We start from the raw sequence: 23,108 nt of genomic DNA on the forward strand, positions 1-23,108 counted from the left end.
CCGTCGCCGGCGCACCGGAATGCGGAAGGCCGGCGAGAACTCTTCGTTTCCTGGATTCGCGACGTTCAGACCCGGGAGAAATCCGGCCTGTGCACCGATGCGTGCGCGCTCTCGTCGCCGTCCTTCGCGTGGCCGTCGGTGCTCGCCGGCGGCAGCGAGCTCAGCCAGGACTCGACGCCGGGGCCGACTACCACCGCACGCTCGCAGGCCAGCAGCGCGCCCGTGGCGAGCGCGGGAACGCGAGGCTGCACCGCGCGCACGGTACGGTTGTCTCCTTGCCGGGCAAGCACTTTCGAAGTCAGTTCCGGCAGCCGGATGGTGTCCGGACCGGTAATGGTGCGCGGCGTATGCGTCTGTGCCAGGGCGGCCTCGACGAGTACGTCGGCGACGGTGTCGGCGGCGATGGGCTGAATCAACCAGTCCTCGACGATCACCTCGTCCCCGTCAGAATCCACGGGCCCCGCGGGGCCGGTGGCGGATTCGTACCAGGGGGTGGACTTCACGACCGTGGTCGGGACCGGGCCGTCGAGCAGAATCTCTTTCGCCGCCCGTTTGGCCTCGAAGTATTCGAGCCCGTCTAACACCGGATCGTCGATGCCGGCCATCGTCGAGACCACCAGACGCTGAACCCCCCGGGCGGCGCACACGCCCATGACGTTGCGGGAGGCGGTGGCCAGCGTCCGGGTGAAGTTGGGCTGCCCGTCGTCCGCCGCGGGGTTGGATACGTCGATTGCGACGTCGACTCCGTCGAGCGCCCGATACAGGCTCTCCCCGTCGAGCAGGTCGACGCCGTGTGCGCGCGAAACCTCGATGATCGCGACGTCGCGGGCCTTGAGCCTGGCGACGACACGCGACCCGGCTGTGCCGGTCGCTCCAATCACGGCGATGGTGGTCAGAAGCCTCACCTCTTTTCTTCGGTCGCATTACTACCCGGCCAATCGGGTTTGAAACGGTCCGATTCGGCGGTAATCGGTGATCCCGCGCACACGGGCGGGGGCGTTTGACGGGCCGGCCGGCGGGAACGCGGTAGGGGCGAGTTGCACAGTAACCAGAGGAAGGTCGACCCATGGGCGATGACAAGAGCGGACCGCAGGAAGCCGTCACCGGCGCCGTCGAGGGCGTGAAGGGCAAGGTCAAGGAGGTCGGCGGGGCCGTACTCGGCCGCGACGACGTGGTCAAGGAGGGCCAGGCCCAGCAGGACAAGGCCGACGCTCAGCGCGACGCGGGCAAGAAGGAGGCCGAAGCCGAGTCCGCCCGGGCCGGCGCGGAGGCCGCCGAACAGCGCCAGAAGGAAAACCAGTAAGTCGTTTGGCGAAGGGGTCCGGTCCCAGTTGGGGGCCGGGCCCCTTTTCTGCGCCCCCATGCGGACGCGTTTCAAACCACCTCGCCCGTGCGCCCGCGCTCGGCTACGCGCCGCTGCTGGCGCTGCTGCCGCGACGGGTGTCCGACGACGAGGTCACGGCCATCGCGAAGAAGCTGCTCGGCCCCGAGCGTCGTTCGATCACCAACCTTGATGTCGGGGTGGCGATCACCAGGGTCACCGACGAGCTGCCCTCGATAACCGAGATTGAGCGTGTCCGGCGCCGGCTCACGTCGCCGGGCCGGGCCGGCCACCATCCCGCCTGAGGTCGACGACCAGCGGCCGATGGTCGGAGATGCCCATCGGCTCGGCCTCGACGGCGCTGCCGCGCAGGCGGCGATCGTCGGTCAGGATGTGATCCAGTTGGCGGTCGGGGGCGTCCGCGGGGAAAGTCGCGGCTGCGGCCAGCGCGCGCATGCCCGACCAGCGACGCACGGTCTTGGGTGTCATGTTGAGGTCACCGGTCAGCAGCCGCGGGCCCGGGAAGCCGCGCAGGTCGTGTACCAGCCGGCGCAGCTGGCGCCGGTTCCAGCCGGGCACGAAGGACAGGTGGGTGTTGGCCACCGTCAGCCCGCCCATCGGGGTGTGCAGCTGCGCGATGACCGCCGCCCTCGGCTCTTCGTCGACCACCATCACCCGGTTGGGTCCTGGCAGGTACATGGGAAATCGCATCGGAATGCGGGGCAGCCGCACCACCTGCCAGCTGGCCACCGGGTATCGCGAGAGCAAGGCGATTCCGTAGGCCGCGGTGCCGGGTTGCTCATGACCCGTCGCGGCCATCCACGTCGCCCCGGGGGTACCGGAGATGGCGGCCACGAACCGGTGTTCGACGGCGCCCATGGCCTCGGCCGCCACCGCCGTCAGATCGGCGCGATCGGACCGCGGTTGATCGCAGTCGACCTCTTGCAGGCTCAGCACGTCTGGATCGAGGCGCCGCACGCAGTCACGCAGCCGCTGGACTTCCACCCCGTCACCGACGGTGCGGCCGTGCAGGATGTTGAAGGTCGCCACACGCATAGGGTGCTCCTACCCACTTTCCCGCCCGTGCAGTCACGTGCCGGCAAACTCGGTCAGCGGAAGACGACTTCTCCGACGGTGAGCAGTCGCTGCAGGACGAACGGCGGCAATACGGGCGGAGTTTCACCGCGGCCCGGCCGCAGTTGGCTCCGATAGCATTGCGCCGCTTGGCGTTTGCGGCTGACGGCCCAACCGGGGGTCGGGATCGAGCGGGCGCGGCCCCACGGCACCGCGGGATCGGCCGGGCTGGCCCAGTGCCACATCCAGACCGGGTATTCCAGTAGCGCGACGCCGGTGCGGGCGCATGCCGCCGCGGCGGCGCGCCCCACGGCTTCATAGTCGGGCTGCCCGTCTCCCCGCCAGGTGGCGGCGCACCAGGCGCCGGAACCGACCGACCGCAAGATGTCCACGAGGGCTCCGGTGAGCCGATCCTCGTGGTTGGCCAGTTCGCCGTCGGGCAAGCCCAGGCGCACCGGGGGCGGCGCACCCAAAATGGTTGTGGCCCTGCGGAGTTCGTATCGGCGCGTCGTCGACAGGCGAATCCGGCCGGACGTTGTCGCACCAGGCTGGGCGGCACCCCCGTCGCTGACCGACACCACCCGGACGTCGACGCCCGATGCGATCAGTTGGGCGATCGTCGCGCCCAGGCCGAGGGTCTCGTCGTGCGGGTGGGGCGCCACGACGATCAGGCGCCGGCACTCCGCCAGGTCCAGCGCCGGCAGGGGTCCGTGCTCCAAAGCGGCCAGCCACAACGGCGTCGGGGTGCCACCATGGGTCAGCGGTTTGGCCACGAACCGGGCGCTGTTGCTGGGGGGCGCGGCTCTCACGGCGTCCTCAGCGCTGGCGGCCCGCGAGCTGCCCGAGCTCGGCGAGATCGCGCTCGGCATGGCTTTGCCGGATATAGATGCTCAGGTCGGCGACCCGCTGGGCGTGCCTTCCGTCCTGGCAGAGCGGACCCGGTCCCAGCGCGCGGCCGGTGCGGGTGATGGCTTCGTCGACGGCGTGTTCCGCGACGGTGCGGACGCGGCGGGCCAGCAGTTGGGCGGTGCCGGTCCGGTCGAACGGGTCGGAGTCGACATGTGCGGCCGCCGCGGCCAGGATCGCGTCGCCGGCGGCCAGCGCGGCGTCGACGGCGCCGAGGTGAGCCAACGAGTACGCATCGGCGGATTCGCTGCGGGCGCAACGGTATAGCGGATCGGCGACCCTGCGCGCGCCGCCGAGCCAACAGGCCGCCACACCGATGGCGCCGTGCCAGAAGCCGGGCCTGCTCAGATAGTCGCCCGGATCGCCCACGGCGACGGCGTGCGTGTTGGTGAACTGCACGGGTCGAGTGTCACTACCCGCCATCCCGGCGTTCCACCAGGTGCTGGGTAGCGGCTTGACGCTTGCGTCGGTCACCTGCACGGCGAACAGGCCCCGCGTCCCGTCTTCGAGACGGGCGGTTACCAATGCGTGCGTGCAAAACCCGGCTCCCGAGCACCAGACCTTCGTGCCCGTCAGGGTGAACGCCCCTTTGACGTCGGTGGCCGTGAGCACCGCGTCCGGCGCTTCGGCCGCCCAAACACCCCACAGCTGACCGGATTCCGGGGGTTTACCACCCAATTCGTGAAGTATCGCGACCGCATCGACGTGGGCTTCGGCGACCCGGGCCGCCACGATGTTCTCCTCGGCCAGCGACGCCAGCCGTTGCCAGCGTTCCGCCGTGCGCCCGGAAGCGGGCAATGGCAGCTCGAGCCGTCCCGACTCGAGCCAGTGCCTGACCAAACCCGCCGTCACGCGCAATCACCCGCCGCCGATCTCCCCAGTTGCCTGAGGCGGTGATCGAACCCGTGTGGCGCCCGAGCCTGGGTTCGCGCCGGTGTGATGAGGCGGAGTTCGGTGTGGCGGCCGACGACCCGCTCGTTGTGAGCAGGGATCACGGCGTCGGCAGCATAGGCGCGGATCCAAGCGGTTGACACAACAGGAAGATTTGCCCAAATCGCCGCAAGTTAAACGGGCTTACCACCTCTGGCGCCGTATCCGCGCAGGTTGTACCGGCCGCCAGCGGGGTATGACTCATGCACCATGGCACCCATCGAGGCCCCCGCGTCCAGCACGCAGCTGCGGGAAGCGCTGCGCGGTGCAGCGTCGGCGCTGAAGGAGAACGGCCCTCGGTTCGCGCTGGCCGGCAGTTACGCATTGTGGGCATATGGCGCGCCCGAACCTACGCACGATGTGGACTTGGTGGTCGCCGAGGCCGACGTGGACGACGCCGTGGCCGCACTGAGCGATGCGGGGTTCGCCGTCGAGCGGCCCCCGGAGGATTGGCTCTTCAAGGCGCGCACCGGCGACACGGTCGTCGACGTGCTGCACCGCGTCAACGGCGTGCGGGTGGAACCCTCAGTCCTGGACTGCGCCGAGCAGCACGACGTGTTGGCGATCCGGATGCCCGTGCTGCCGCCGACGATGGTGCTGATCCAGCAATTGCGCTCGCTGGGCGAGCATTATTGCGACTTCGCCAAGCTGCTGCCGGCCGTGCGCGCCGTCCGCGAACGCCTGGACTGGGAACGAATCAGGACATGCACCGCCGACAACGATTACGCGGTCGCCTTCCTGGTGTTGGTCGACCGGCTCGGCCTGACGGATCAGTGATTCCGCAGCTTGGCTACCAACTTGTCCTTCGTGAGGCTTGAATACCCCGACATGCCAAGCTCTTTCGCGCGCTTCTTGAGCTGCGGGACGGTCCAGTCCTGGTAGGACCCCGACTTGCCGCCCTTGCGCCCGACCGAGGACTTGCCCCGCGCGGCCGCCGCATTGGAGATCCGGGCCGCCTTCTCCTTCGAGTCCCCCTGCTTGCGCAGGTCCTTGTACAGCTTCTCGTTCTTGATCGACGAATTCGGCATGGTTCATCCTCCTGTTCACGATGAGAGATCCCTGGCGTCCTGGTCAGGATGCCCGCCCGGGTGGCAGCGAAAACCCAGGTCTTCGCCTTCGCGCTATTCCTCGCCGAGTGGGTTACCTACGATTGATGCGGGTAGTCGAGGGGTAATGATTACGGCGACCAGCGACAATGGCGATCTGCGTGGCGTGGTGGCGATCGGTGCCTCCGCGGGGGGAGTGGAAGCGCTGTCACGCCTGGCGTCGGGGCTATCCCCGGACGTGCCCTACGCCTACCTGATCACGCTGCACATTCCCGCCGGCGCGCCGAGCGTCCTGGCCCGCATCGTCGACCGCAGCGGCCCGCTGCCGGCCGTCCCGGCCGAAGACGGAGCGAAGCTCGAACCGGCGCACATCTACGTGGCCCGACCCGACCGCCACCTGCTGGTCCTCGACCACCACGTCATGCTGTCGCAGGGGCCGACAGAGAACGGACATCGGCCCGCGATCAACGCGCTGTTCCGCTCGGTCGCCCTGGCATTCGGCCCCCGCGCTATCGGCATCCTGCTCTCGGGTGTGCTCGACGACGGCGTGCTGGGCCTGGCCGCGATCCGCTTGCGAGGGGGCACCACCATCGGCCAGTCGGCCGAGGACGCGTTGTTCCCAGCGCTGCCGACCCACGCCCGTGATGCCGGCGTGCTGGATCAGCAGGCCGCGGCGGCCGACATCGGCGCCCTGCTCAAAGAGCTGTCGCACCGAGTGATGAAGGATTCGGAGATGGAGCGCGACGCCACAATGGAACTAGAGAATCGCATCGCCATGATGTCGCGTTTCGCCACCGGTTTCGACTCCGAACAACTAGGCAGCCCATCGGGGTACACGTGCCCGGACTGCAATGGCTCGCTGGTTTCCGTCAGCGAGGGCAACTTCCGCTGCCGGGTGGGTCACGCCTGGACGGCCGACGCGTTGCTCGCCGCGCGGGACGACGAAGTCGAAGGGGCGCTGTGGGTGGCCCTGCGCAGCTTGCAGGAGAAGGCCCGATTGTCGCGACAACTCGCCGACAAGGCGGGGACCGGTCCGCTCAACCGACGTTACACCGACCTCGCCGAACAAACCGAACGGGCGCTGCGAGTGCTCAGCGACAGGCTGTCGGCCAACGCCCCGCAGGGCGGTGAGGCCGGTGACTGAGCCGCTGCCGGCCATCCGCATCGATGCCGAAGCGCAGGAGGATGTGCCGATCCTGGTGGCAGAGGGGGTGTTGGACAGCTCAACGTATCGAGGTCTCCGCGACACCGTCATCAAGGCCGCCCTCGACGAGCCACCCGCGGTGATCGTCGATGTCGACCGGCTGTCCGTGCCGGCGGCCTCGGCCTGGACGGTTTTCACCAGTGCCCGCTGGCACGTCAGCATCTGGCCGGACATCCCGATCCTGCTCGTCTGCTCGGACCCGCATGTACGACGGGTGATTAGCAAGGGCGGGGTGGTGCGATATGTGCCCATCCATGCCAGCCGGGAGTCGGCACTGGAAGCCGTCCGCAGCCGGTCAATCCAGGTTCGCCGGCGGGCGCGCACCGAGCTCCCGCGCTCGGCAGGCAGCCTCGCCCTCGCCCGCGGCGTCGTCACCGATTGGCTCACCGAGTGGGAGTGCCGCGAAGTGATTCCGGTTGCTTCCACCGTGGCCACCGTCTTCATCGAAAACGTCCTCGACCACACCGACAGCGCGCCGGTGCTGATCGTCGAAAGCTACCGGGACGCCGTCACCGTCGCGGTGGAGGATTGCAGCGACCGCCTGCCCGGCCGGCACGAAGACGCCGATCGCGGCGCCGAGGTCGTGTCCGGCCTGGCGATCGTCTCCGCGCTGTGCCGAACGTGGGGCAGCACCCCCACGTCGGCGGGCAAGACGGTCTGGGCATTGGTCGGTCGCGAGGATCGATTCTGACGACCGGCGAGTAATGTTCAAGTCCTTCGGCCAGGCTGGATGCGGACGGGACTTGAATGGACGGCACGACTGACGAGGCTTTTGAGGCCCTGCTGCGCTACATGCGCGATTCTCGCGGCTTCGACTTCACCGGCTACAAGCGCACGTCGCTGATGCGCCGCGTCCGCCACCGGATGGACCAGGCCGGCTACTCCTCCTTCGAGGAATACCTCGACTTCTTGCAAGCCAGTTCCGACGAATTCGCCGCGCTCTTCAACACCATCCTGATCAACGTCACCGCGTTCTTCCGTGACGCGGAGGCCTGGGAGTACATCGGTTCGGAAGTCATTCCCCGGATGCTGGCCGAGCGTGGCCCGGACGACCCGATCCGGGTATGGAGCGCGGGTTGCGCCTCCGGCGAGGAGGCCTACACGCTGGCGATGCTGCTGGCCGAGAACCTCGGGCCCGAGGCGTTTCGTCAACGGGTCAAAATCTATGCCACCGACATCGACGAGGACGCGCTGAGCGAGGCGCGCGCCGCTTCCTATGACGCCAAGGCCGTCGAGCCGGTGCCGGCCGAGTTGCTGACGCGCTACTTCGAACAGGTCAACGGCCGCTATGTTTTTCAGAAGGAATTGCGCCGTGCGGTGATCTTCGGCCGCAACGATCTGGTCAAGGATGCGCCGATCTCCCGCGTCGATCTGCTGGTGTGTCGCAACACCTTGATGTACCTCAACGCCGAAACACAGCGAAACGTTCTGGGCCGCCTGCATTTTGCGCTGGCCCCTCAGGGAACGCTGTTCCTTGGGCACGCCGAGATGCTGCTCAGCCACGGCGACCGGTTCACCCCGCTGAATCTGAAGCACCGAATCTTTCGCAAGGCCGTCGGAAGCCACGCCGGCGTGGAGCGCTACGACCCGGCCGGGGCATTCTATGAACGCAACGAGGACCTGACGGGCTTGACCACGGTGCGCGACTTGGCTTTCCGCGCCAGTCCGGTTGCCCAGATCGTGGTCACCGGCGAGGACACCGTCGCGATGATCAACCAGCAGGCCGAGACCCTGTTCGGGCTCTCGGCCCGCGACATCGGCCGGCTGCTGCGCGACCTGGAAGTGTCCTATCGTCCGGTGGAGCTGCGCGCCTACCTGGAGCAGGCCAAGGTGGAGCGGCGGTCGGCGCGGATCCAAGACGTCAAATGGCAGCGCCCGGGCGCCGAGACGGTGTGGTTCGAAATCCACGTCAACCCACTCGTCGACGCCGAGAACGGTCTGCTCGGCGTGTCGATCGTGTTCTTCGACGTCAGCGCGACGCGCGCCCTGCTGGACAAGGTGGTGCAGACCAACCGCCAGCTGGAAGCGGCGTACGAAGAGTTGCAGTCCACCAACGAGGAACTCGAGACCACCAACGAGGAACTGCAGTCAACCGTGGAGGAATTGGAGACCACCAACGAGGAACTGCAGTCCACCAACGAAGAACTCGAGACGATGAACGAGGAACTGCAGTCCACGAACGACGAACTGCACACCATCAACGAAATGTTGCGGGAACGCAGCCTGGAATTGGACGAGTCGAAGAACTTCTTGGATTCGCTGATCGACTCGATTCACATGGGAATGGTTGTGGTGGACCGCGAGATGAAGGTGATCCTGTGGAACCGCGGTTGCGAAGAGCTTTGGGGCCTGCGGTCCGACGAAACGATGGGAAGCAAACTGACCAGCCTGGACATGGGAATGCCACTGGACAGCGTCCGGCCGCTGATCGGCCACGCGTTCGTCGACGCCGAAAGCTCAGGTGAGGCGGAAGTGGACGCGGTCAACCGGCGCGGGCGGCGGACCCGGGTGCGCGTCACGTGCACGTCGTTTCGTTCGCGCGAGGGAGCGGTCGGGGGCGCGCTGCTGCTCATGGAGGTGGTGAGCTAGCCACCCCACCGCGCGGCCGCTTCCTCGGCCGCTTGGTGGGCCAACTGGGCCCGGCGCCGTGACTCGGCGGCCCGGCGCCGCGCCGTGGCCACCGTTTGGGCGGTGGCGCCGGATCCCGCCGATAGATCGCTGCGTCTGCGGCTGAGTTCGGCGGCGCGCAATCCGGCCAGTTCCGCGCGCGCTGCCGCGGTGTTGGCGGCGTCATCGCGCGACAGCCGTGGGCCTCCCGGTGCGGGGTCGGCTTCCTGCGCTCCCGGCTCCGGGCAATCATCGCAACCGCTCTCCGGCTGGAGCTCGGACAGCGGCACGCCCTCGACGACGCCGGCCAGGGCGCGACCGATCTGGTGAATCGGCAACACGAGGTCGGCCCCGGCGCGCGCCGCCGCCACCGGCATCGACGAGTACAGGGCGGTGTCCCGGCTCTCCGCGATGACGACGGCGCCGGCCCGCTTCAGCGCGGCGGTGCCCGCCGCCCCGTCCTGCCCCGATCCGGACAACACCGCGGTCACGCTGCGCGGTCCATACGATTCGGCGACCGACCGCAGCAGCACGTCGAAGCGGCGCGCCCTGAGATCCTTCGTCGCGAACAGGCGACAACGGCCTCCCGGTGTCAGTTCCAGGTAGCTTCCCGGCGGACACACGAGCACCTGTCCCGGCGCGAGGACCTGCCCGTCGCACGCCCAACTGACCGGGTGCGCGCTCAGCCGGCGGAGAATCGCCGGCAGCACGCTGTCGTGGTCACCGAGGTGTTGCTGCACCACGACGGCGGCGGGAAAGTCGGCCGGGAGATCACTCAGCACGGTCGAGAGCGCGGACAGACCACCCGCCGATGACAGCAGAACCACCAGCTCGACGACGGGCCGATGCGTGTCGCTCGCCACCCCTCCAGTTTTCCAAATCGGCCGCCGTCCCACAGTCCGGCGAGCGATCCTTTCCGCTGCGGCTCCGGGCACTGCTATCCGAAATACGAAACTGCGGCGCCACAGGCGAAGTGGCAGGGAGGTACCGTTTCACCGATATTGGGCCGGGTACGCAACCACGCCAAGGGCGACGCAAAGGGGGTTCGAAGTGAGGATTGCGATCGTCAGCGGCGACGACATCGTCGATGACGACCCACAGCAACTGTCCGCTGCGCTTGCGGCCCGTGGCCACGAGGCCGCCCGATTCGTCCGGCACAACAGCCGACGTGCAGAAACCAGCACGAATGGTCACCGCACGGTAGCAGTGCCCGCCGGGCCCCGCGCAGCAACGTCCGTTTCGGAGGTGCTTCCCTACGTCGGCGACTGGGCGGGCGCGCTCGTGCGGGAATGGGCCGCCGAGCGGCCGGATGTCGTGCACGCATACGGCTGGCTTGGCGGTTTGGCCGCCCAACTGGCCGCGCGGCGGCAACAGGTGCCGACCGTCCAGAGTTTTCTGGGGTTGGCGGCCACTAGTGGCCCCGGAGGCGCCGCCGGACCTCCACCGGAGAGCGAACGGCTGCGCATCGAACCGCTACTGGCGCGCAGCGCGACGTGGGTGACGGGGGAGAGCGCCGACGACGTCGATGCCCTGAGCCGGCTGCGCCGCAGCCGGGCTCGGGTGTCCGCTTTGACCGGCGGGGTCGACGTGGAGCGGTTTAATTCCCGCGGTCCTGCGCTGGCCCGCACCGACCTGCATCGCGTCCTCTGTCTCGCGCCGAATCCGATGCCGTGCAACGGCTTCGACATCGCCATCAGGGCGATGCCCAGGGTTCCGGCCACGGAGCTGGTGGTTGCCGAGACCGAAGCCACCAACCCCGATCACGACAAGGCGCGGGCCAGGCTGCAGCAGCAGGCCGCCAAGTTGGGGGTGGCCGAGCGGGTCCGGTTCGCGGGCACCGTCGGCGGTGACGAATTGCCGATGTTGCTGCGTTCCGCGGACGTGGTCGCGTGTACGCCGCGACAGCCACCGCGCGCGACCACGGTGCTGCAGGCGATGGCCAGTGGCGTGGTGGTGGTGGCGTTCGGCGTCGGGGTGCTCAAGGACGCCGTGGTGGATAATGTCACCGGGCTGGTGCTGCCGCCGCAAACCCTTGGCGGCTTGTCAGCTACCTTGAGAAACCTTCTGGCGCAGCGTTTTCAGAGCGAGAGCATGGGTGCGGCGGGCCGCAGCCGCGCGCTGTCGCGTTATGCCTGGGATCGGATTGCGCTTGACTCGCAGAACATCTACCAACAGGCGCGGACCAGGTGTCTGGCGCCGCAACGCTTGCAGTCGTCAGGTGTCCGGTGATGCAATGATGACACCGTGCACGGCCCTTTGGGGACGCCAACTATGACGACCATGACGAGCGCCACCGAGAACACCGGCACCGGCGTGCTCGCCGGTGCAGTCAGCCAACCGCCCGAAACGGGCCAACCCGGAGTCGGCACCGACCTCGCGGGCGACGCGGGGCGGCGCGCGCGGGGTTCGGCGTCAGCACTTCGGAACGACCAGTTCCGCACCATCGACGCGCAGACCGCGCGCCAATTCTTTGCCAAGGCCTACCATCCCGGCTGGCGCGTCACCGGGCTCACGGGCCGCTCGGCCGTCTCCCATCGGCGCTGCGAAGCGGGTTCGTTAACGGTGGACGACGTGACGATTCAGAGTCGCGTCGCGGTGGAGATTCCGGCCTCTGACACGGTCGCCGTCATCCAGCCTCGCGCGGGCTCGATGAGCGTTGCGGGCGGTCCCCTCGCCACGGTCGACTTCCCGATACTGATCGCCCACGACATGCCGTGCGTGCTGCAGTGCAACGGGGCGCGGTTCGATGTGGTGAGCATCGCCCCGGACGTGCTGCACAAGGTCGCCGCGGATTGGCGCGCGCCGTTACCGCAGCAAATCCACTTCCTGGACTGGCGCCCACGCTCGCGCGCGGCGGTGCGGGCGTGGCATCGGACGCTGGACTACGTGACGTTGACCTTGGCCGACCCGGACACCGCCCACCAGCCACTCATCGTGGCCGGGCTCGCTCCGCTGGTGGCCGGTGCGCTGCTCGAGTGCTACCCGTCCAACGTCACCGAACAGGATCTGGCCAACGAGCCCGCGCTACCCGAAACGCTGAAGGACGCCGTCTCTTTCATCCATCGTCACGCCGCCGAGGACGTCAGCATCAACGACGTCGCGGCCGCCGTGCATTTGACGCCCAGGGCGGTGCAGTATCTCTTCCGGCGTCAACTTGGCAGCACTCCAACGGAATACATCCGCCGGGTACGCCTCAGCCGCGCCCATCAAGAGCTGTTGGCCGGGGCGCCGTCCCACACCACTGTGACGGAAATCGCCCAGCGCTGGGGGTTCGCGCACACCGGCCGGTTCGCGGTGCTGTACCGGCAGACGTACGGCCAGAGCCCGCACACCACCCTCCGGCACTTGACCCCCCGGTCGTGACCACGACACGCCGCTAAGCCCCAGGTCAGACCGCCGCGTTGAGCGGATGTCACCGTCTCGCCATCCTCGTTGAACCCAACACGCCGAAAGATGTTTTTCGCGCGCGGAGTCGTACGCGAAACCGCCTGGTTGAGCGCCGATTTCGGGTCACGCCGTGGGCCCACGGCGCCGCTTGTGCGCACGGACCGCCGCCATAGCCGGTAGGCTGTTGTCAGGTTGAGTCCCCAGCTGCCGTATCAACGGGCGCCATTCGGACACCGTCGTCGCCCGCCCTGCTCATCACAATCCCCTTGAAGGGCGCACTCAACATGATTGCTTCAACAGATCTTTATACACCTGACCGACATACCCCCGGGCTGCTCGGGCAACCGCGCAACCGCTACCAAATCGATTGCGCCGGAGCGCAAATCCATGTCCACGCGCGTAGCGTGGCCACCATCCTGCGCATCGAAGGCGAGGTCGACGCATCCAACACCGACCTGATCGCCGGGGCCATTCGCCGCTTTGCGCAGCTCAGGGCGCCGTTGGTCCTCGACCTCGCCGGCCTGGACTTCATCGCCGCCTCGGGCCTGCGAGCGCTGCTGGCGCTCAACGAGGAGCAGCGGCGGGCCGGGCTGCGTTGCTGCATCGTCAGCGGCGTGGCGCTGCGCCGGCTCACGCAGGTGCTGCCCGAACTCGGGCTGCCGATGGCCGACTCGGTCCCTGCGGCCGTCGCGCACATCGAAGGCGTCAGCACGGCCCGCCGTCGGCTGGTGTCGGACCCGGCCCGCCAGCACGAACCGCAGCGTGACGCGCCGATTCGGCTCCGCGGGCTGGCTTCCTAACGGCTCAGCCGGTGCATCAACTGTTCCGCGGCGTACCGGCCACTGGACACGGCGCCGTGCACGGTGGCCGGGTTGTTGACGCCGACCGCTTCGCCCGCCAGATAAAGCCGATCGCTGATCGGTTCCTGCAACCGGCGCCGGTCGTCCAGGCCGGAGCCGGGGGCGTGAAATGAGTAGGCGCCGCGCGCATACGGGTCGGCGCTCCAGTTCGATGTCTTGACCTCGACCGGCGAGACGTCATCGCCGAACAGCCGGTGAGCGACGGGCAGCGCGGTGGCCAGCAGATCTCGGGGTGAGGAGGCCTCTACCGCGCGGCCGCGGTCACCGGGGTTGAATGCCAACATGATTGGGGCCGCGGCTGCCGGGAGGCTGAACCACTGGGCCCACCAGCCCGCGTCGGCGGCCAAGTATTGATAAAAGGCGTTGTCCACCGTCCAACCGCGCCGGTTGAACCGGAAGAAACTCTTCGACAGCACCCCGAAGCCCAGCGCCTCGACCGCGTGGCTGTGCTGGTCGGGAAGGGGCGGATCGAAAGCGATGGCACCGGCTTTCAGCACCCCGAGGGGAACGGTGACGATCGCGGCGGGCGCCTGGAAAGACCGGTTTTTCGTCCGCACGACGACGGAATTGTCGCGCCGCGCGATCGCGGTCACCGGCGTGTTCAGCTCGACCCACAGCCCGTCGGCGAGAATCCTCGGCAGGGCGTCGTAGCCGTTGGTGATGACGACCTGATCGCCGCCGGTGTAGTCGCCCTCGTCAAAGGTGATGGCGGACAGCTGATCCGCGTCGGCGGCGAACTCGTCCTCGATTTCGGTGGTGAGGTAGAAGGCCAACTGGGCGCGGTCCGAGACGGACAGTACTTCGCCGCCGGCCGCGGCGTCGACCGCGGCCGCCAGGCTGCCGGCGTCGAATTGATAACGCGCCCGCTCCACGAACACGCGCCACAGTGTGGGGTCGTAGTCGAGCGGTGGAAGTTTGGGATCGACCACGAGTTTGACCCAGCTGTAATAGTCGGTCGTGACCAGCTGGGCCCGGGCCTGCCGCGCCAGCTTCACCAGCGGGTTGTCCGACGTGCCGTGGATCCACGACGCGCCCATCTCCAGCGGCACGCCCCAGTCGCGGTCGGTGTGGACCCGGCCGCCGATGCGGTCGCGGGCTTCGATGATGCGAACCGGCCACCCCGCATCCGCGAGGCTGCGGGCGGCGGACAGTCCGGCCATCCCGGCGCCGATGACGAGCACCGACCGGGTATCCGGTCGCGGCGGGCGCACGGCCGGCGGACGCCACGGCGCGCAGGCGGCCATCAGCCCGCCGCCGACCACGAACGTGGTAGCCGCGATGAATTCCCGACGCGATATCGGGTACATGGGTGTTAGCGTCTCACACCGAAAACGGTTTGCCGGATTTACCGAATCCGAACGGACCTTGGGGATAAACTTCCGACAGTCCTTAACTGTGGCGACGGGCCAGTGTTCGAGGGGAGAGCGACGATGAGTCCTCGGCGATCGGCTCGCACCGTCGACCCGTACCCCGATGTGTTGCCGCCCAGCCGGACCGTTCCCGTACGGGCCACCGACGGCACCCGGCTACACGCCGAGGTGTTCGGTCCGCCCGACGGGTACCCGATTGTCCTGACGCACGGCATCACGTGCGCCATCCGGGCCTGGGCTTACCAGATCGCGGACCTGGCCAACGACTACCGGGTGATTGCCTTCGACCATCGCGGGCATGGGCGCAGTGGCATGCCCCGGCGCAACGGATACAGCCTGAAACACCTTGCGTCCGACCTGAACTCGGTGCTGGATGCGACGCTGGCGCCGCACGAGCGCGCCGTGCTGGCCGGCCACTCCATGGGCGGCATCACCATCGCCGCGTGGTCGGCACGCTACGGGCACATGGTTCGCCGGCGCGCCGACGCCGTCGCGCTGATCAACACCACCACAGGGGACCTGGTCCGCAAGGTCCAGCTACTCTCGGTGCCGCACGGGCTCTCGCCGGCCCGAGTGGCCGCCGCCCGGGCGCTGATCAACGCGTTCGGTGGGTTCCCGATCCCCGCCGCGGCCCGCATCCCGAGCCGCTACGTGGTCGGGATGTTGGCGGTGGGCAAGGAAGCCGACCCCAGCGTCGCCAGGATCGTCCACCAGTTCTTCGAACAGACGTCGCCCGCGGGACGCGCCGGTTGCGCCAGGATGCTGGTCGCGGCGTTGGGGTCGCGATACCTCGAGCTGGACGGTTTGACGGTGCCCACCCTGGTCATCGGCAGCGAACGCGACCGGCTGACCCCCATCAGCCAGGCCCGCAGGATCGCGGGCACCGCGCCCAACGTCGTCGGCCTGGTCGAGCTGCCGGGCGGCCATTGCTCGATGCTGGAACACCCGCGCGAGGTGAACCGCCACCTCCGGGCACTCGCCGAATCGGTGACCCAGGACGTGCGGATCAGTTCATAGCAAGGCGGTGATCTCGGCGGCCGCGCGCTGACCGGACCTGACCGCCCCGTCGAGAAACCCGGTCCATTCGTCCGCGGTCTCGGTGCCCGCCCAGTGAATGGGGCCGACCGGCTCGCGCAGCCACGGCCCGAATCGCGTCCACGAGCCCGGCGGGACCGCGGCGGTGGGACCGCCGGGTGCGAATTGCTCTGCGCCCCAACGGTGATCGACATAATCGAGCGGTTTCAGGGCGTCGTCACCGAACAGCGTCGCAAAGCAGCGCAACGTGTCGCGGCGACGCTGCTCGGGGGAGAGCGAGTCGAAGGCTCGCGCGTCGACGAAGCCCATCAGGACGCCCGGCCCATCGGCGTGCGGACTGACGTCGAAGGTGATGAAAACCGGCCCCGTGTCGGACAGCGCCTGGCCGGAGAAGCCGTTGGTCCGCCAAAACGGTGTGGAATACGCCGCATAGGCCTTGCTGAGCTGGCCCTGCGGCCAGTGCTGGGCGAGTTGGTGGTACTCGGCGGGCAGTGGGGGAGCGAACTCGATCGACGCGCGATGGGCGGGCGGCACCGCGACGACTACGAATCCGGCTTCCGCCTGGCCGACGTCGGTGGTGACCGTCACCCCTGCGCCGTGCCGGTCGATGCGGCGGACCGGCGCGTTGAGCACGACCCGGTTGCCCAGCTCGGCGGCCGCGGCCTCGGCGATCTGCTGGGTGCCGCCCGGAAAACGGTCCTGTTGGGCACCGTTTTCGACGTCGAGCAGCCGATCCAGCCCGCCGGCGGCGCGAGTGTAGCGGGCCGCGTGCAGCATCGACACGTCGTCGGGTTCACACCCCCACGTCACCCGGGACACGATCGCCAGCAGGTCGTGCGACGAGGCGGTGGCGCGCACCGAGCGCAGCCAGCCGCCGAGCGACACGCCGTCGAGTTCGCACGCCCGGCGCGCGTCCCAGGGCGCCGACAGCGGGATGCTGCGGGCGATCCGGTCGAATTGCCAACGCAACCGGCCGATGTCGAGCAGCCCGGTCAGCGACAGTTTGGGGATGGTGCCGCGATAGGAATGCGTCCAGCCACGCCAGTGGATAACGTTCTTGCCGTCGTGATGGGTCGGGATGGTGGGGACGTCGAGTTCGGCCGCCAGCGCCAAGACCGCGTCCTGGGTCGGGCCGACGAATGTGCCCCCCAGATCGGCGGGCAACCCCGCCACGCTGCCGGTGAACGACCGGCCGCCGACGCGGTCGCGGCCCTCGAAGACGACCACATCGTGGCCTTGGCGGGTCAGCTCCCGCGCCGCGGCGAGTCCAGCAAAGCCTGCGCCGACCACGACAACGTCGACAATCCACGGTGGATTTGTCACGCGCACCAGTCAACCCCAATTTCCGCGATTTCGTAGGGCAATTGCCCGACACCCGCGAACGTCGACTTGTTGCGCGAGATGGCCCGAGAATCTCGGAACTCCTCGACGTTCGCGGGCTGACTAGGGGGCGACGGTCAGCCAGTCGGAGAACCCGGACGGGTCGTGGCGGCCCAGCGCGCCGTGCTCGTAAAGACCCCAGCCCTCCACCGGGTCGCGGTCGCCGTCGCGGCATACCGCCCGGCCGACATGGTCGATCACGCCGAAACCGGACCGCGCGACGATCGCCGGGTCGGCCATGTCATAGGTCAGGCGTTCGACGAACTTCTCGCCCTTCCACATGCCGTGCAGCCAGTCCGAGTCGCCGCCGTAGCCGCCGCCGACGTGGATCGGCACCGGCAGCTTGGACTCGACGTCGAAGTGGACCCCGGTGCCGTCGGGGGCGGTGGCGTCGATGGTGGCGCCGGTGGGGATGCGGGTGCCGGAGCGGTAGTGGATCTTGACCCGGGGCCAACCCAGCTGCTCGACGCGGCCGTCGCGCCAGATGCGGGTGCAGTCGTTGAGCGAGCGGAAGCCGTTGGGCTCCTCCTGGATGATCAGCACGATCGCGAATTCGTCGAACGCCATCGGCACGTACAGCCACCACATGCCCTCGAACGGTGGGTCGGCGGGCCGCCCCGCCGGCTCGGGTTCGCCGATCGGCCTGATCCCCCAGGACCGGTCGCGGCTGCCGAGCCAGGTCGCGGGGTCGACGGGGATCTCCTCGCCGTCGACGGCGATCCGACCGCTCCAGCTGCCCAGCTGGGCGAACCGCTGCGCGTCCAGCGTCACCCGGTTGCCGGACCGCAGGACGTGCGGCTGCTCCTGCACGACGTCGAACAGGCCCTCCCAAGTGAGATCGGCTGCGATGCCTTCGGTTTCGTCGAGGACCAACCGCAGCTTGCGCAGCGGCTCGATGACCTCGATCCGGTAGCCGTTGACGTTCTGGTTCAGGCGATCGGAGTCGATGGCGTCGCACAGGTGCACCGCGGTCTGGGTGTCCCCGCGGCGGACGAGGAAGAACGCGTCCTTGACGCCGAGGTTGGGGTAGTAGCCGATACCGCTGATGACGAAGATGTTCCCGGTGCGGTCGTGGGCGTTGAAGTAGGAGCGATCGTAGAAGTTGCGGTCCGAGGGACCCGGCCACGCGATCGGCCGCGGAATCTGATGTACCGGGAACTCGTCGAGCGGGCCGAGCATTATTGCTCCTCTCCGATAAGACCCTCGCCAATTAAACGGCGCATCAACCCGGCGTGGTAGAACAGCGACTCGACATCGTCGGGTTTCTCGGTTTCGCCGAAGTGCACCCGGCGCGCGCCGGTGCGCATGAACACGCAGGCCCACATGACGCCCGAATACACGTAGAACCAGCGCAGGTCGCCCACCCCCACGCCGGTCAGCCGCTGATAGGTGGCGCGGACGTCGTCCTCGCGCATCACCTCCGGCAGGCCCGGCAGGCCCGCCAGGCCGGTCAGTTCTTGAAACACCATGTGCGCGTAGATCATCCACGCCACGTCGAGCTCGCGGGGCCCGAGCGTGACCATCTCCCAGTCCAGCACCGCGACCGGCTGGAAGTCGCGGTACAGCACGTTGCCCACCCGGGCGTCACCCCAGAGCAGCACGGGTTCACGTGCGGCCGGTTCGGCCGGCCAGTTGTCCTCCAGCCAGGCGAAGGTCCGTTCCAGCAGCGGCGAGCGGCCGATGTCGGGCACCGAGAAGTCGTACCAGGACCGCACCCAGTTGAAGTGCCGGCGCAGCGCGGTGTCGCCGGCTTGCCCCTCGGAGAGGAAGCCGAACGTCTTCTCCGCGTTGGGGATCGAATGCAACTTGGCCAGCACCCCGACCGTTGCGTCCTGCAGCTCGCGCTGGCGTTCGGCGGGCGCGTCGGCGAACCAGTTGTTGCCGAATGTGTAAGGCATGACGTCGGGCGGGACCACGCCGTCGACGTAGTCCATCACGAAGAAGGGGGTGCCCAGCACCTCGCCGGTGGGCTCGAGCCAGCGCACCGGCGGAACGGGGACGTCGGTGAGTTCGCCGACCTTCCGGATGACCTCGAATTGGTGGTCAAGCCGGTAGGTGGGGAACACCTGCACGTCTTCGGCGGCGGGCGCCACCCTGGTCACGAGCTTCTGCTCGACGCGCTTCCCGTCCTCCTGCCAGCGAGTAGAGAGGATGATGGTCTCCGACGACATGCCCGTCGAGTCGACGCCGCTCTCGACGGTCACCTCCGGCGCCGCTCCTTCGGGCAGGATGGTCGACAGCCATTTCGACATCACCGCGGGCAGCGTCGTGACGTCTCGGCTGGACCGCTGCAGCCGGTCGACCTTGTCGAGCACGGGTTCGTTGGCCACGGGGGCCCCCATTCTTTGAGACTTGATTCTCTTTGAGACTTCGGCGCGGCAATTACGATACGGTAGGTAGCGTTATGAAAGCAGACCCGCCCGCCATTGACAAGGCCCCCGGCGCCGGCCGCCCGCGGGACCCGCGTATCGACTCCGCCATCCTAGCGGCCACCGCGGAACTGCTTGTCCAAATGGGCTATTCAAACTTGAGTCTGGCGGCGGTCGCCGAGCGCGCGGGCACCACGAAGTCGGCGCTGTACCGCCGGTGGTCGAGCAAGGCCGAATTGGTGCACGAGGCGGCCTTCCCGGTGGCGCCGACCGCGCTGGAGGCGCCGGCCGGGAACTTCGCCGCCGACATCCGCATGATGATCGAGGCCACTCGCGACGTCTTCACCACCCCGGTCGTTCGCGCCGCCCTACCGGGCCTGGTGGCCGACATGACGGCCGATCCCGCCTTGAACGCCCGGGTGATGTCGCGGTTTGCGGACCTGTTCGCGACGGTGCGGGTGCGGCTGAGTGACGCCGTCGAGCGGGGTGAAGCGCACCCCGATGTGGACCCGGACCGGTTGATCGAGCTGATTGGGGGAGCCACGATGCTGCGCCTGCTGCTGCGCCCGGAGGACGAACTCGACGACGCGTGGGTGGAGCAGACCACCGCCATCGTCGTGCACGGGGTGACGCGATGACGGGGCGGCTGGCGGGGCGGTCCGCGATCGTCACCGGCGGCAGCCGCGGACTGGGCCGGGCGATCGCGCTGGCCCTCGCGGCGGAGGGCGCCGCCGTCGCGGTGGCGGGTCGCACCGAGCAGGTATGGGACGAGCGGTTGCCCGGCACCATCGGCGAAACGGTGGCCGACATCGAGTCGGCCGGCGGCCGCGCGGTGGCGATCCGGGCCGACCTGACCGACCGGGAAGATATCGCCCGGCTGGTGGTTGCGGCGCGAGAAGCCCTGGGGCCCATCACGATCCTGGTCAACAACGCGGCCTTCACCGCGCCCGGCCGTCCTCCGGCGCCGGGCGCCGAACCGCGCCCCAAGTCCGCCACGCCGGCGAGCGGCGCCGTCAAACCCGGCTGGCCGGGATTCGTCAGCATCCCGCTGGCCGCGTACCGCCGGCATTTCGAGATCGCGGTCTTCGCCGCCTACGAGCTCATGCAGCTGGTGTGCCCGGACATGATCGAAGCGGGCGCGGGGTCGATCATCAACGTCACCTCGGTCGCATCGAGGATCCCCGGCAACGGGCCCTACCCGGACCGCAGCGGGGGCGTGCTGCCCGGCTATGGCGGCTCCAAGGCGGCGCTGGAGCATCTGACCCAGTGCGCCGCATACGATCTCGCCGATCATCAGATCGCGGTCAATGCCCTGTCGCCATCGAAACCGATCCTCACACCCGGGCTGGCCTACTATGCCCGTGAGTTCGACGAGACCGCCGCTGCCGACGAATTCGCACGCGCGGCAGTCGAATTGACGTTGGTCGATCCCGAAAGAGTCACCGGTCGCACGATCGGCCATCTGCAGGTTCTCGACGGCAGCTTCCGGCCCTTCGAGCCCGACTAGGCCCGCGTCTTCGCCGTGACCGCGTTGATGATCACGGCGTGCAGGCGCTGCCATTTCGGGGACTGGAATCCCGCCTGCAGCAGCAGCTTCTCGGCGCGGTGCCGGGTGCGCGCCTTGCCGCGACGTCCGACGGCCAGGGTCGGCACCAGCCACAGCGAAAACTGATCGACGAGCACCAGGCTGCCACCCGGCCGCAGCACTCGGGCGCATTCCAATAGGCCAGCCAGCTGGTTGGACCAGTGGTCGAATGATGTGGTGCTGACTACGAGGTCGAAGGCGTGGTCGGCATAGTCGAGCTCCTCGGCAACTCCACGGGAGAAACTCAGTCGCGGATCGCGCGCGAGAGCCGTTGCCACGTCGACCATTCGAGGGGCCGCGTCGATCCCGGCGAGGTGTTTGGCGTTCGGGTAGCGGCGAGCCAGCCGTTGCAGCAGGTAGCCCGTGCCGCACCCGACGTCGAGCACATACTCGGGGGCGGTGACCGTCGCCACGGCCAGTTGCGCCGTGCGGTCGGCGATCTCGTGGTGCAGCCGGCCGCGCCAGCCGCGGTCGTAGCCGGCAGCACGATCGTCGAACGCGGCGACATCGCGGTACGGGGGCACACGCCGAGTGTCCCACCGGGCGGGGCCGTTTGGCGAGACGCTCGCGGCGCGTCACCTGTCGTCCGTATCGGGTGGATCGGGGTCGCGATTCTCCCGCTCTCGGTTACCTCCGTGTGCCATTCGCCGCGGCTCGCCGCTGCGTGGTCGCATCCGCAGGCGAAAAACAGCTTGTCCGCGTCGGTTCGGCCACCGTCCGCCCAGTCCGGCGAATGGTGCACCTCGCAGTGGTAGCCGGGTTCGAGGCAGTTGGGTCGGGTGCAACCGCGGTCGCGGGCGTGGCAGATGAGTCTCTGGTCGGCGGTGGCGATGCGCTTCTGGCGGCCCAGATACAGCGGGCGGCTCGTGTGGTCGTCGAACACCGCCAGATAATGAATACCCTTGGCCGCCATGCGAATCAAGTCCGGCATCGGCAGCCTGGAACCGCCGCCGGTTGCGGCGGGCGCAGGCATGGGCACCGTCGAGTCGACGACCGCGTGTGCGGCCCGGTCGAGTTCGGCCAACGTGGTGCTGAAGATCACGGTAACGGGGTGACCGCGGTGCGCCCCGAGCCGGCCGGACGCGACGGCGGTTTCGAGCCCCAGTTTGAGCGCGTCGTGGCAGCGCTGGGCCGGCGTACGCCGGTCGCGAGTTTCGGCTTCGCTTCCCGCGGCGTCGGGTTGGTGGCGGCCGGGCCGTACGGCCGCTTCGACGGCTTCAAAGTAAGCCTGGGCCTCGGGGTCAAGCAGCCCGGACAGCCGCGACATGCCGTCGGGCCCCTGCGGGCCCAGGTGCAGCCGCCGGCGCCGGGCGCGATCCTCGTCGTTGAAGAGGCCGTCAGGATTGAGATGGTCGGCAATCCGCCGGCCGAGCCGGGCCACGACGCCGGCGTCGAGTTTGGCCGCGTGCCGCACCAGGGCGACCTCGGCGTCCGCCGCGTCCGCGAGCGACACGCAGGAGGGCAGAATATCCACCGCCGTGCATACCGCCCGGATGTGGTCCTCGCCCACCGCACCGTCGGACACCGCGGCCGCCAGTGCCGGTAGCTCCGGCGGTACGGGCGGGCCAGTCAGCGACCGCCGCGGCCGGATCCGGGCCGCGAGCCGGGAGCGGCGGGTGATCTCGTTGGGCGTGATGCGCAGCCGCGCCCACAGCTTGTCGCGCACCCCCGGCACGAACCCGCCTCCGTCGGGCGGGTCGGCGATCTCCGCGAACAACCGGTACATCAGCCCGCGGTTGGTGCGTTTCTGGGTTTCCAGCCGTTCGGCGACCTCGACCCGGAAGTCGTTGCCGACCACATCCGACGACGTCGCGCGCAGCACGTCGTGCGCGGCATCGATCGCGTCGAGAGCGGCACCGATCCGCTCTCGCGCCTGTTCGGCGCTCATCCGGAAGCCCACGAACCCAACGCTATCGAACAGACATTCGACAAGGAGTGCCCGAGCGCGGTTTTGTGGATGAATCGCCGACTGTGGATAACCCGCGGCCCGGCGTGCCAGGATGAGGCGAGGCCAGTGCCGCAACAAACGAGTGG

Annotated in this window: 23 protein-coding genes and 1 pseudogene; 12 read left to right on the forward strand and 12 right to left on the reverse strand. The window is 68.7% G+C overall.

Going from position 1 to position 23,108, the window contains the following annotated elements:
- Positions 1 to 65: 65 nt before the first annotated feature.
- On the reverse strand, positions 66 to 905 hold the full coding sequence (locus A5678_RS11030; RefSeq protein WP_068042046.1) for an SDR family oxidoreductase: 840 nt from the start codon (positions 903 to 905) through the stop codon (positions 66 to 68).
- Positions 906 to 1,066: 161 nt separating this feature from the next.
- Here A5678_RS11030 and A5678_RS11035 point away from each other — a divergent pair, with 161 nt between their 5' ends.
- Both A5678_RS11035 and A5678_RS26450 read left to right on the forward strand, forming a co-directional pair.
- Positions 1,067 to 1,303, forward strand: coding sequence for a general stress protein CsbD (locus A5678_RS11035; RefSeq protein WP_068042049.1), 237 nt, complete (start codon positions 1,067 to 1,069; stop codon positions 1,301 to 1,303).
- A gap of 5 nt (positions 1,304 to 1,308) precedes the next feature.
- Entirely contained in the window at positions 1,309 to 1,626 is a 318-nt protein-coding gene (locus tag A5678_RS26450; protein ID WP_082945501.1) for a DUF3349 domain-containing protein, read from the forward strand.
- On the opposite strand, the gene A5678_RS11045 is transcribed toward A5678_RS26450, so the two are convergent.
- From A5678_RS11045 to A5678_RS11055, 3 genes are read right to left on the reverse strand one after another with little or no spacing between them, the layout of a single operon-like run.
- A complete protein-coding gene (locus tag A5678_RS11045) occupies positions 1,589 to 2,377 on the reverse strand; it encodes an endonuclease/exonuclease/phosphatase family protein (RefSeq protein WP_068042055.1) in 789 nt (262 codons plus the stop codon). The genes A5678_RS26450 and A5678_RS11045 overlap by 38 nt on opposite strands.
- Before the next feature lie 53 nt (positions 2,378 to 2,430).
- Positions 2,431 to 3,204 (reverse strand): PIG-L deacetylase family protein, encoded by a 774-nt coding sequence (locus A5678_RS11050; RefSeq protein WP_068042509.1) that lies wholly within the window; start codon positions 3,202 to 3,204, stop codon positions 2,431 to 2,433.
- 7 nt (positions 3,205 to 3,211) lie between these two features.
- Positions 3,212 to 4,153, reverse strand: a complete 942-nt coding sequence (locus tag A5678_RS11055) for an acyl-CoA dehydrogenase (protein ID WP_068042058.1) — start codon at positions 4,151 to 4,153, stop codon at positions 3,212 to 3,214.
- Positions 4,154 to 4,441: 288 nt separating this feature from the next.
- On the opposite strand from A5678_RS11055, the gene A5678_RS11060 reads away from it, so the two are divergent.
- Positions 4,442 to 5,008, forward strand: coding sequence for a nucleotidyltransferase (locus A5678_RS11060; protein ID WP_068042061.1), 567 nt, complete (start codon positions 4,442 to 4,444; stop codon positions 5,006 to 5,008).
- Here the strand turns inward: A5678_RS11060 and A5678_RS11065 are convergent.
- A complete protein-coding gene (locus A5678_RS11065; RefSeq protein ID WP_007168278.1) occupies positions 5,002 to 5,259 on the reverse strand; it encodes a hypothetical protein in 258 nt (85 codons plus the stop codon). The two genes, A5678_RS11060 and A5678_RS11065, sit on opposite strands and share 7 nt — an antisense overlap.
- A gap of 145 nt (positions 5,260 to 5,404) precedes the next feature.
- On the opposite strand from A5678_RS11065, the gene A5678_RS11070 reads away from it, so the two are divergent.
- Genes A5678_RS11070 through A5678_RS11080 form a run of 3 tightly spaced genes read left to right on the forward strand, consistent with a single transcriptional unit; the run spans position 5,405 to position 9,070 of the window.
- Complete coding sequence (locus tag A5678_RS11070; RefSeq protein ID WP_068042064.1) at positions 5,405 to 6,421, forward strand: chemotaxis protein CheB; 1,017 nt, start codon at positions 5,405 to 5,407, stop codon at positions 6,419 to 6,421.
- A complete protein-coding gene (locus A5678_RS11075) occupies positions 6,414 to 7,172 on the forward strand; it encodes an STAS domain-containing protein (RefSeq protein ID WP_068042511.1) in 759 nt (252 codons plus the stop codon). Before A5678_RS11070 ends, A5678_RS11075 begins: the two co-directional genes overlap by 8 nt.
- A 56-nt stretch (positions 7,173 to 7,228) precedes the next feature.
- Entirely contained in the window at positions 7,229 to 9,070 is a 1,842-nt protein-coding gene (locus tag A5678_RS11080) for a CheR family methyltransferase (RefSeq protein WP_068042068.1), read from the forward strand.
- Here A5678_RS11080 and A5678_RS11085 read toward each other — a convergent pair.
- On the reverse strand, positions 9,067 to 9,951 hold the full coding sequence (locus A5678_RS11085; RefSeq protein ID WP_082945502.1) for a chemotaxis protein CheB: 885 nt from the start codon (positions 9,949 to 9,951) through the stop codon (positions 9,067 to 9,069). The two genes, A5678_RS11080 and A5678_RS11085, sit on opposite strands and share 4 nt — an antisense overlap.
- 187 nt (positions 9,952 to 10,138) lie before the next feature.
- Between A5678_RS11085 and A5678_RS11090 the strand changes: the two genes are divergently transcribed.
- From A5678_RS11090 to A5678_RS11100, 3 genes are all read left to right on the forward strand, one after another.
- A complete protein-coding gene (locus A5678_RS11090; protein ID WP_068042074.1) occupies positions 10,139 to 11,317 on the forward strand; it encodes a glycosyltransferase in 1,179 nt (392 codons plus the stop codon).
- Between the two features lie 42 nt (positions 11,318 to 11,359).
- The gene (locus A5678_RS11095) at positions 11,360 to 12,451 is read left to right on the forward strand and encodes an AraC family transcriptional regulator (RefSeq protein ID WP_068042077.1); all 1,092 of its coding nucleotides are present in this window, start codon (positions 11,360 to 11,362) and stop codon (positions 12,449 to 12,451) included.
- A gap of 428 nt (positions 12,452 to 12,879) precedes the next feature.
- The gene (locus A5678_RS11100) at positions 12,880 to 13,275 is read left to right on the forward strand and encodes an STAS domain-containing protein (RefSeq protein ID WP_231983633.1); all 396 of its coding nucleotides are present in this window, start codon (positions 12,880 to 12,882) and stop codon (positions 13,273 to 13,275) included.
- Here the strand turns inward: A5678_RS11100 and A5678_RS11105 are convergent.
- Positions 13,272 to 14,642, reverse strand: coding sequence for an NAD(P)/FAD-dependent oxidoreductase (locus A5678_RS11105; protein WP_068042079.1), 1,371 nt, complete (start codon positions 14,640 to 14,642; stop codon positions 13,272 to 13,274). The genes A5678_RS11100 and A5678_RS11105 overlap by 4 nt on opposite strands.
- Positions 14,643 to 14,765: 123 nt before the next feature.
- Between A5678_RS11105 and A5678_RS11110 the strand changes: the two genes are divergently transcribed.
- A complete protein-coding gene (locus A5678_RS11110) occupies positions 14,766 to 15,722 on the forward strand; it encodes an alpha/beta fold hydrolase (RefSeq protein WP_068042082.1) in 957 nt (318 codons plus the stop codon).
- Here A5678_RS11110 and A5678_RS11115 read toward each other — a convergent pair.
- From A5678_RS11115 to A5678_RS11125, 3 genes are all read right to left on the reverse strand, one after another.
- Complete coding sequence (locus tag A5678_RS11115) at positions 15,717 to 17,063, reverse strand: flavin monoamine oxidase family protein (protein ID WP_068042517.1); 1,347 nt, start codon at positions 17,061 to 17,063, stop codon at positions 15,717 to 15,719. The two genes, A5678_RS11110 and A5678_RS11115, sit on opposite strands and share 6 nt — an antisense overlap.
- A gap of 120 nt (positions 17,064 to 17,183) precedes the next feature.
- Positions 17,184 to 18,299 (reverse strand): hypothetical protein, encoded by a 1,116-nt coding sequence (locus A5678_RS11120; RefSeq protein ID WP_068042085.1) that lies wholly within the window; start codon positions 18,297 to 18,299, stop codon positions 17,184 to 17,186.
- Positions 18,299 to 19,450 carry a phosphotransferase family protein gene (locus A5678_RS11125; RefSeq protein ID WP_068042519.1) on the reverse strand — a complete coding sequence of 384 codons (1,152 nt, stop codon included), beginning with the start codon at positions 19,448 to 19,450 and terminating at the stop codon, positions 18,299 to 18,301. The genes A5678_RS11120 and A5678_RS11125 overlap by 1 nt, the downstream gene beginning before the upstream one ends.
- A 74-nt stretch (positions 19,451 to 19,524) precedes the next feature.
- Between A5678_RS11125 and A5678_RS11130 the strand changes: the two genes are divergently transcribed.
- Positions 19,525 to 20,127, forward strand: a complete 603-nt coding sequence (locus tag A5678_RS11130; protein ID WP_068042087.1) for a TetR/AcrR family transcriptional regulator — start codon at positions 19,525 to 19,527, stop codon at positions 20,125 to 20,127.
- A complete protein-coding gene (locus A5678_RS11135) occupies positions 20,124 to 20,996 on the forward strand; it encodes an SDR family NAD(P)-dependent oxidoreductase (RefSeq protein ID WP_068042090.1) in 873 nt (290 codons plus the stop codon). Before A5678_RS11130 ends, A5678_RS11135 begins: the two co-directional genes overlap by 4 nt.
- Here the strand turns inward: A5678_RS11135 and A5678_RS26460 are convergent.
- Together A5678_RS26460 and A5678_RS11145 are read right to left on the reverse strand one after the other, a co-directional pair.
- On the reverse strand, positions 20,993 to 21,598 hold the full coding sequence (locus A5678_RS26460) for a class I SAM-dependent methyltransferase (RefSeq protein ID WP_082945503.1): 606 nt from the start codon (positions 21,596 to 21,598) through the stop codon (positions 20,993 to 20,995). The two genes, A5678_RS11135 and A5678_RS26460, sit on opposite strands and share 4 nt — an antisense overlap.
- An 83-nt stretch (positions 21,599 to 21,681) precedes the next feature.
- Positions 21,682 to 22,974, reverse strand: a pseudogene (locus A5678_RS11145) (HNH endonuclease signature motif containing protein); the annotation flags it as partial.
- Between the last annotated feature and the right edge of the window lie 134 nt (positions 22,975 to 23,108).

The organism is Mycobacterium sp. E2733 (assembly GCF_001667585.1).
Taxonomy (GTDB): domain Bacteria; phylum Actinomycetota; class Actinomycetes; order Mycobacteriales; family Mycobacteriaceae; genus Mycobacterium.

What these genes read in the sequence shown, in the direction of transcription:
- A5678_RS11130 (WP_068042087.1), top strand. Translation starts at nt 19,525, where the DNA reads ATGAAAGCAGACCCGCCCGCCATTGACAAGGCCCCCGGCGCCGGCCGC.
- A5678_RS11120 (WP_068042085.1), bottom strand. Translation starts at nt 18,299, where the DNA reads ATGCTCGGCCCGCTCGACGAGTTCCCGGTACATCAGATTCCGCGGCCG.
- A5678_RS11135 (WP_068042090.1), top strand. Translation starts at nt 20,124, where the DNA reads ATGACGGGGCGGCTGGCGGGGCGGTCCGCGATCGTCACCGGCGGCAGC.
- A5678_RS11035 (WP_068042049.1), top strand. Translation starts at nt 1,067, where the DNA reads ATGGGCGATGACAAGAGCGGACCGCAGGAAGCCGTCACCGGCGCCGTC.
- A5678_RS11070 (WP_068042064.1), top strand. Translation starts at nt 5,405, where the DNA reads ATGATTACGGCGACCAGCGACAATGGCGATCTGCGTGGCGTGGTGGCG.
- A5678_RS11080 (WP_068042068.1), top strand. Translation starts at nt 7,229, where the DNA reads ATGGACGGCACGACTGACGAGGCTTTTGAGGCCCTGCTGCGCTACATG.
- A5678_RS11105 (WP_068042079.1), bottom strand. Translation starts at nt 14,642, where the DNA reads ATGTACCCGATATCGCGTCGGGAATTCATCGCGGCTACCACGTTCGTG.
- A5678_RS11045 (WP_068042055.1), bottom strand. Translation starts at nt 2,377, where the DNA reads ATGCGTGTGGCGACCTTCAACATCCTGCACGGCCGCACCGTCGGTGAC.
- A5678_RS11110 (WP_068042082.1), top strand. Translation starts at nt 14,766, where the DNA reads ATGAGTCCTCGGCGATCGGCTCGCACCGTCGACCCGTACCCCGATGTG.
- A5678_RS11065 (WP_007168278.1), bottom strand. Translation starts at nt 5,259, where the DNA reads ATGCCGAATTCGTCGATCAAGAACGAGAAGCTGTACAAGGACCTGCGC.
- A5678_RS11095 (WP_068042077.1), top strand. Translation starts at nt 11,360, where the DNA reads ATGACGACCATGACGAGCGCCACCGAGAACACCGGCACCGGCGTGCTC.
- A5678_RS11060 (WP_068042061.1), top strand. Translation starts at nt 4,442, where the DNA reads ATGGCACCCATCGAGGCCCCCGCGTCCAGCACGCAGCTGCGGGAAGCG.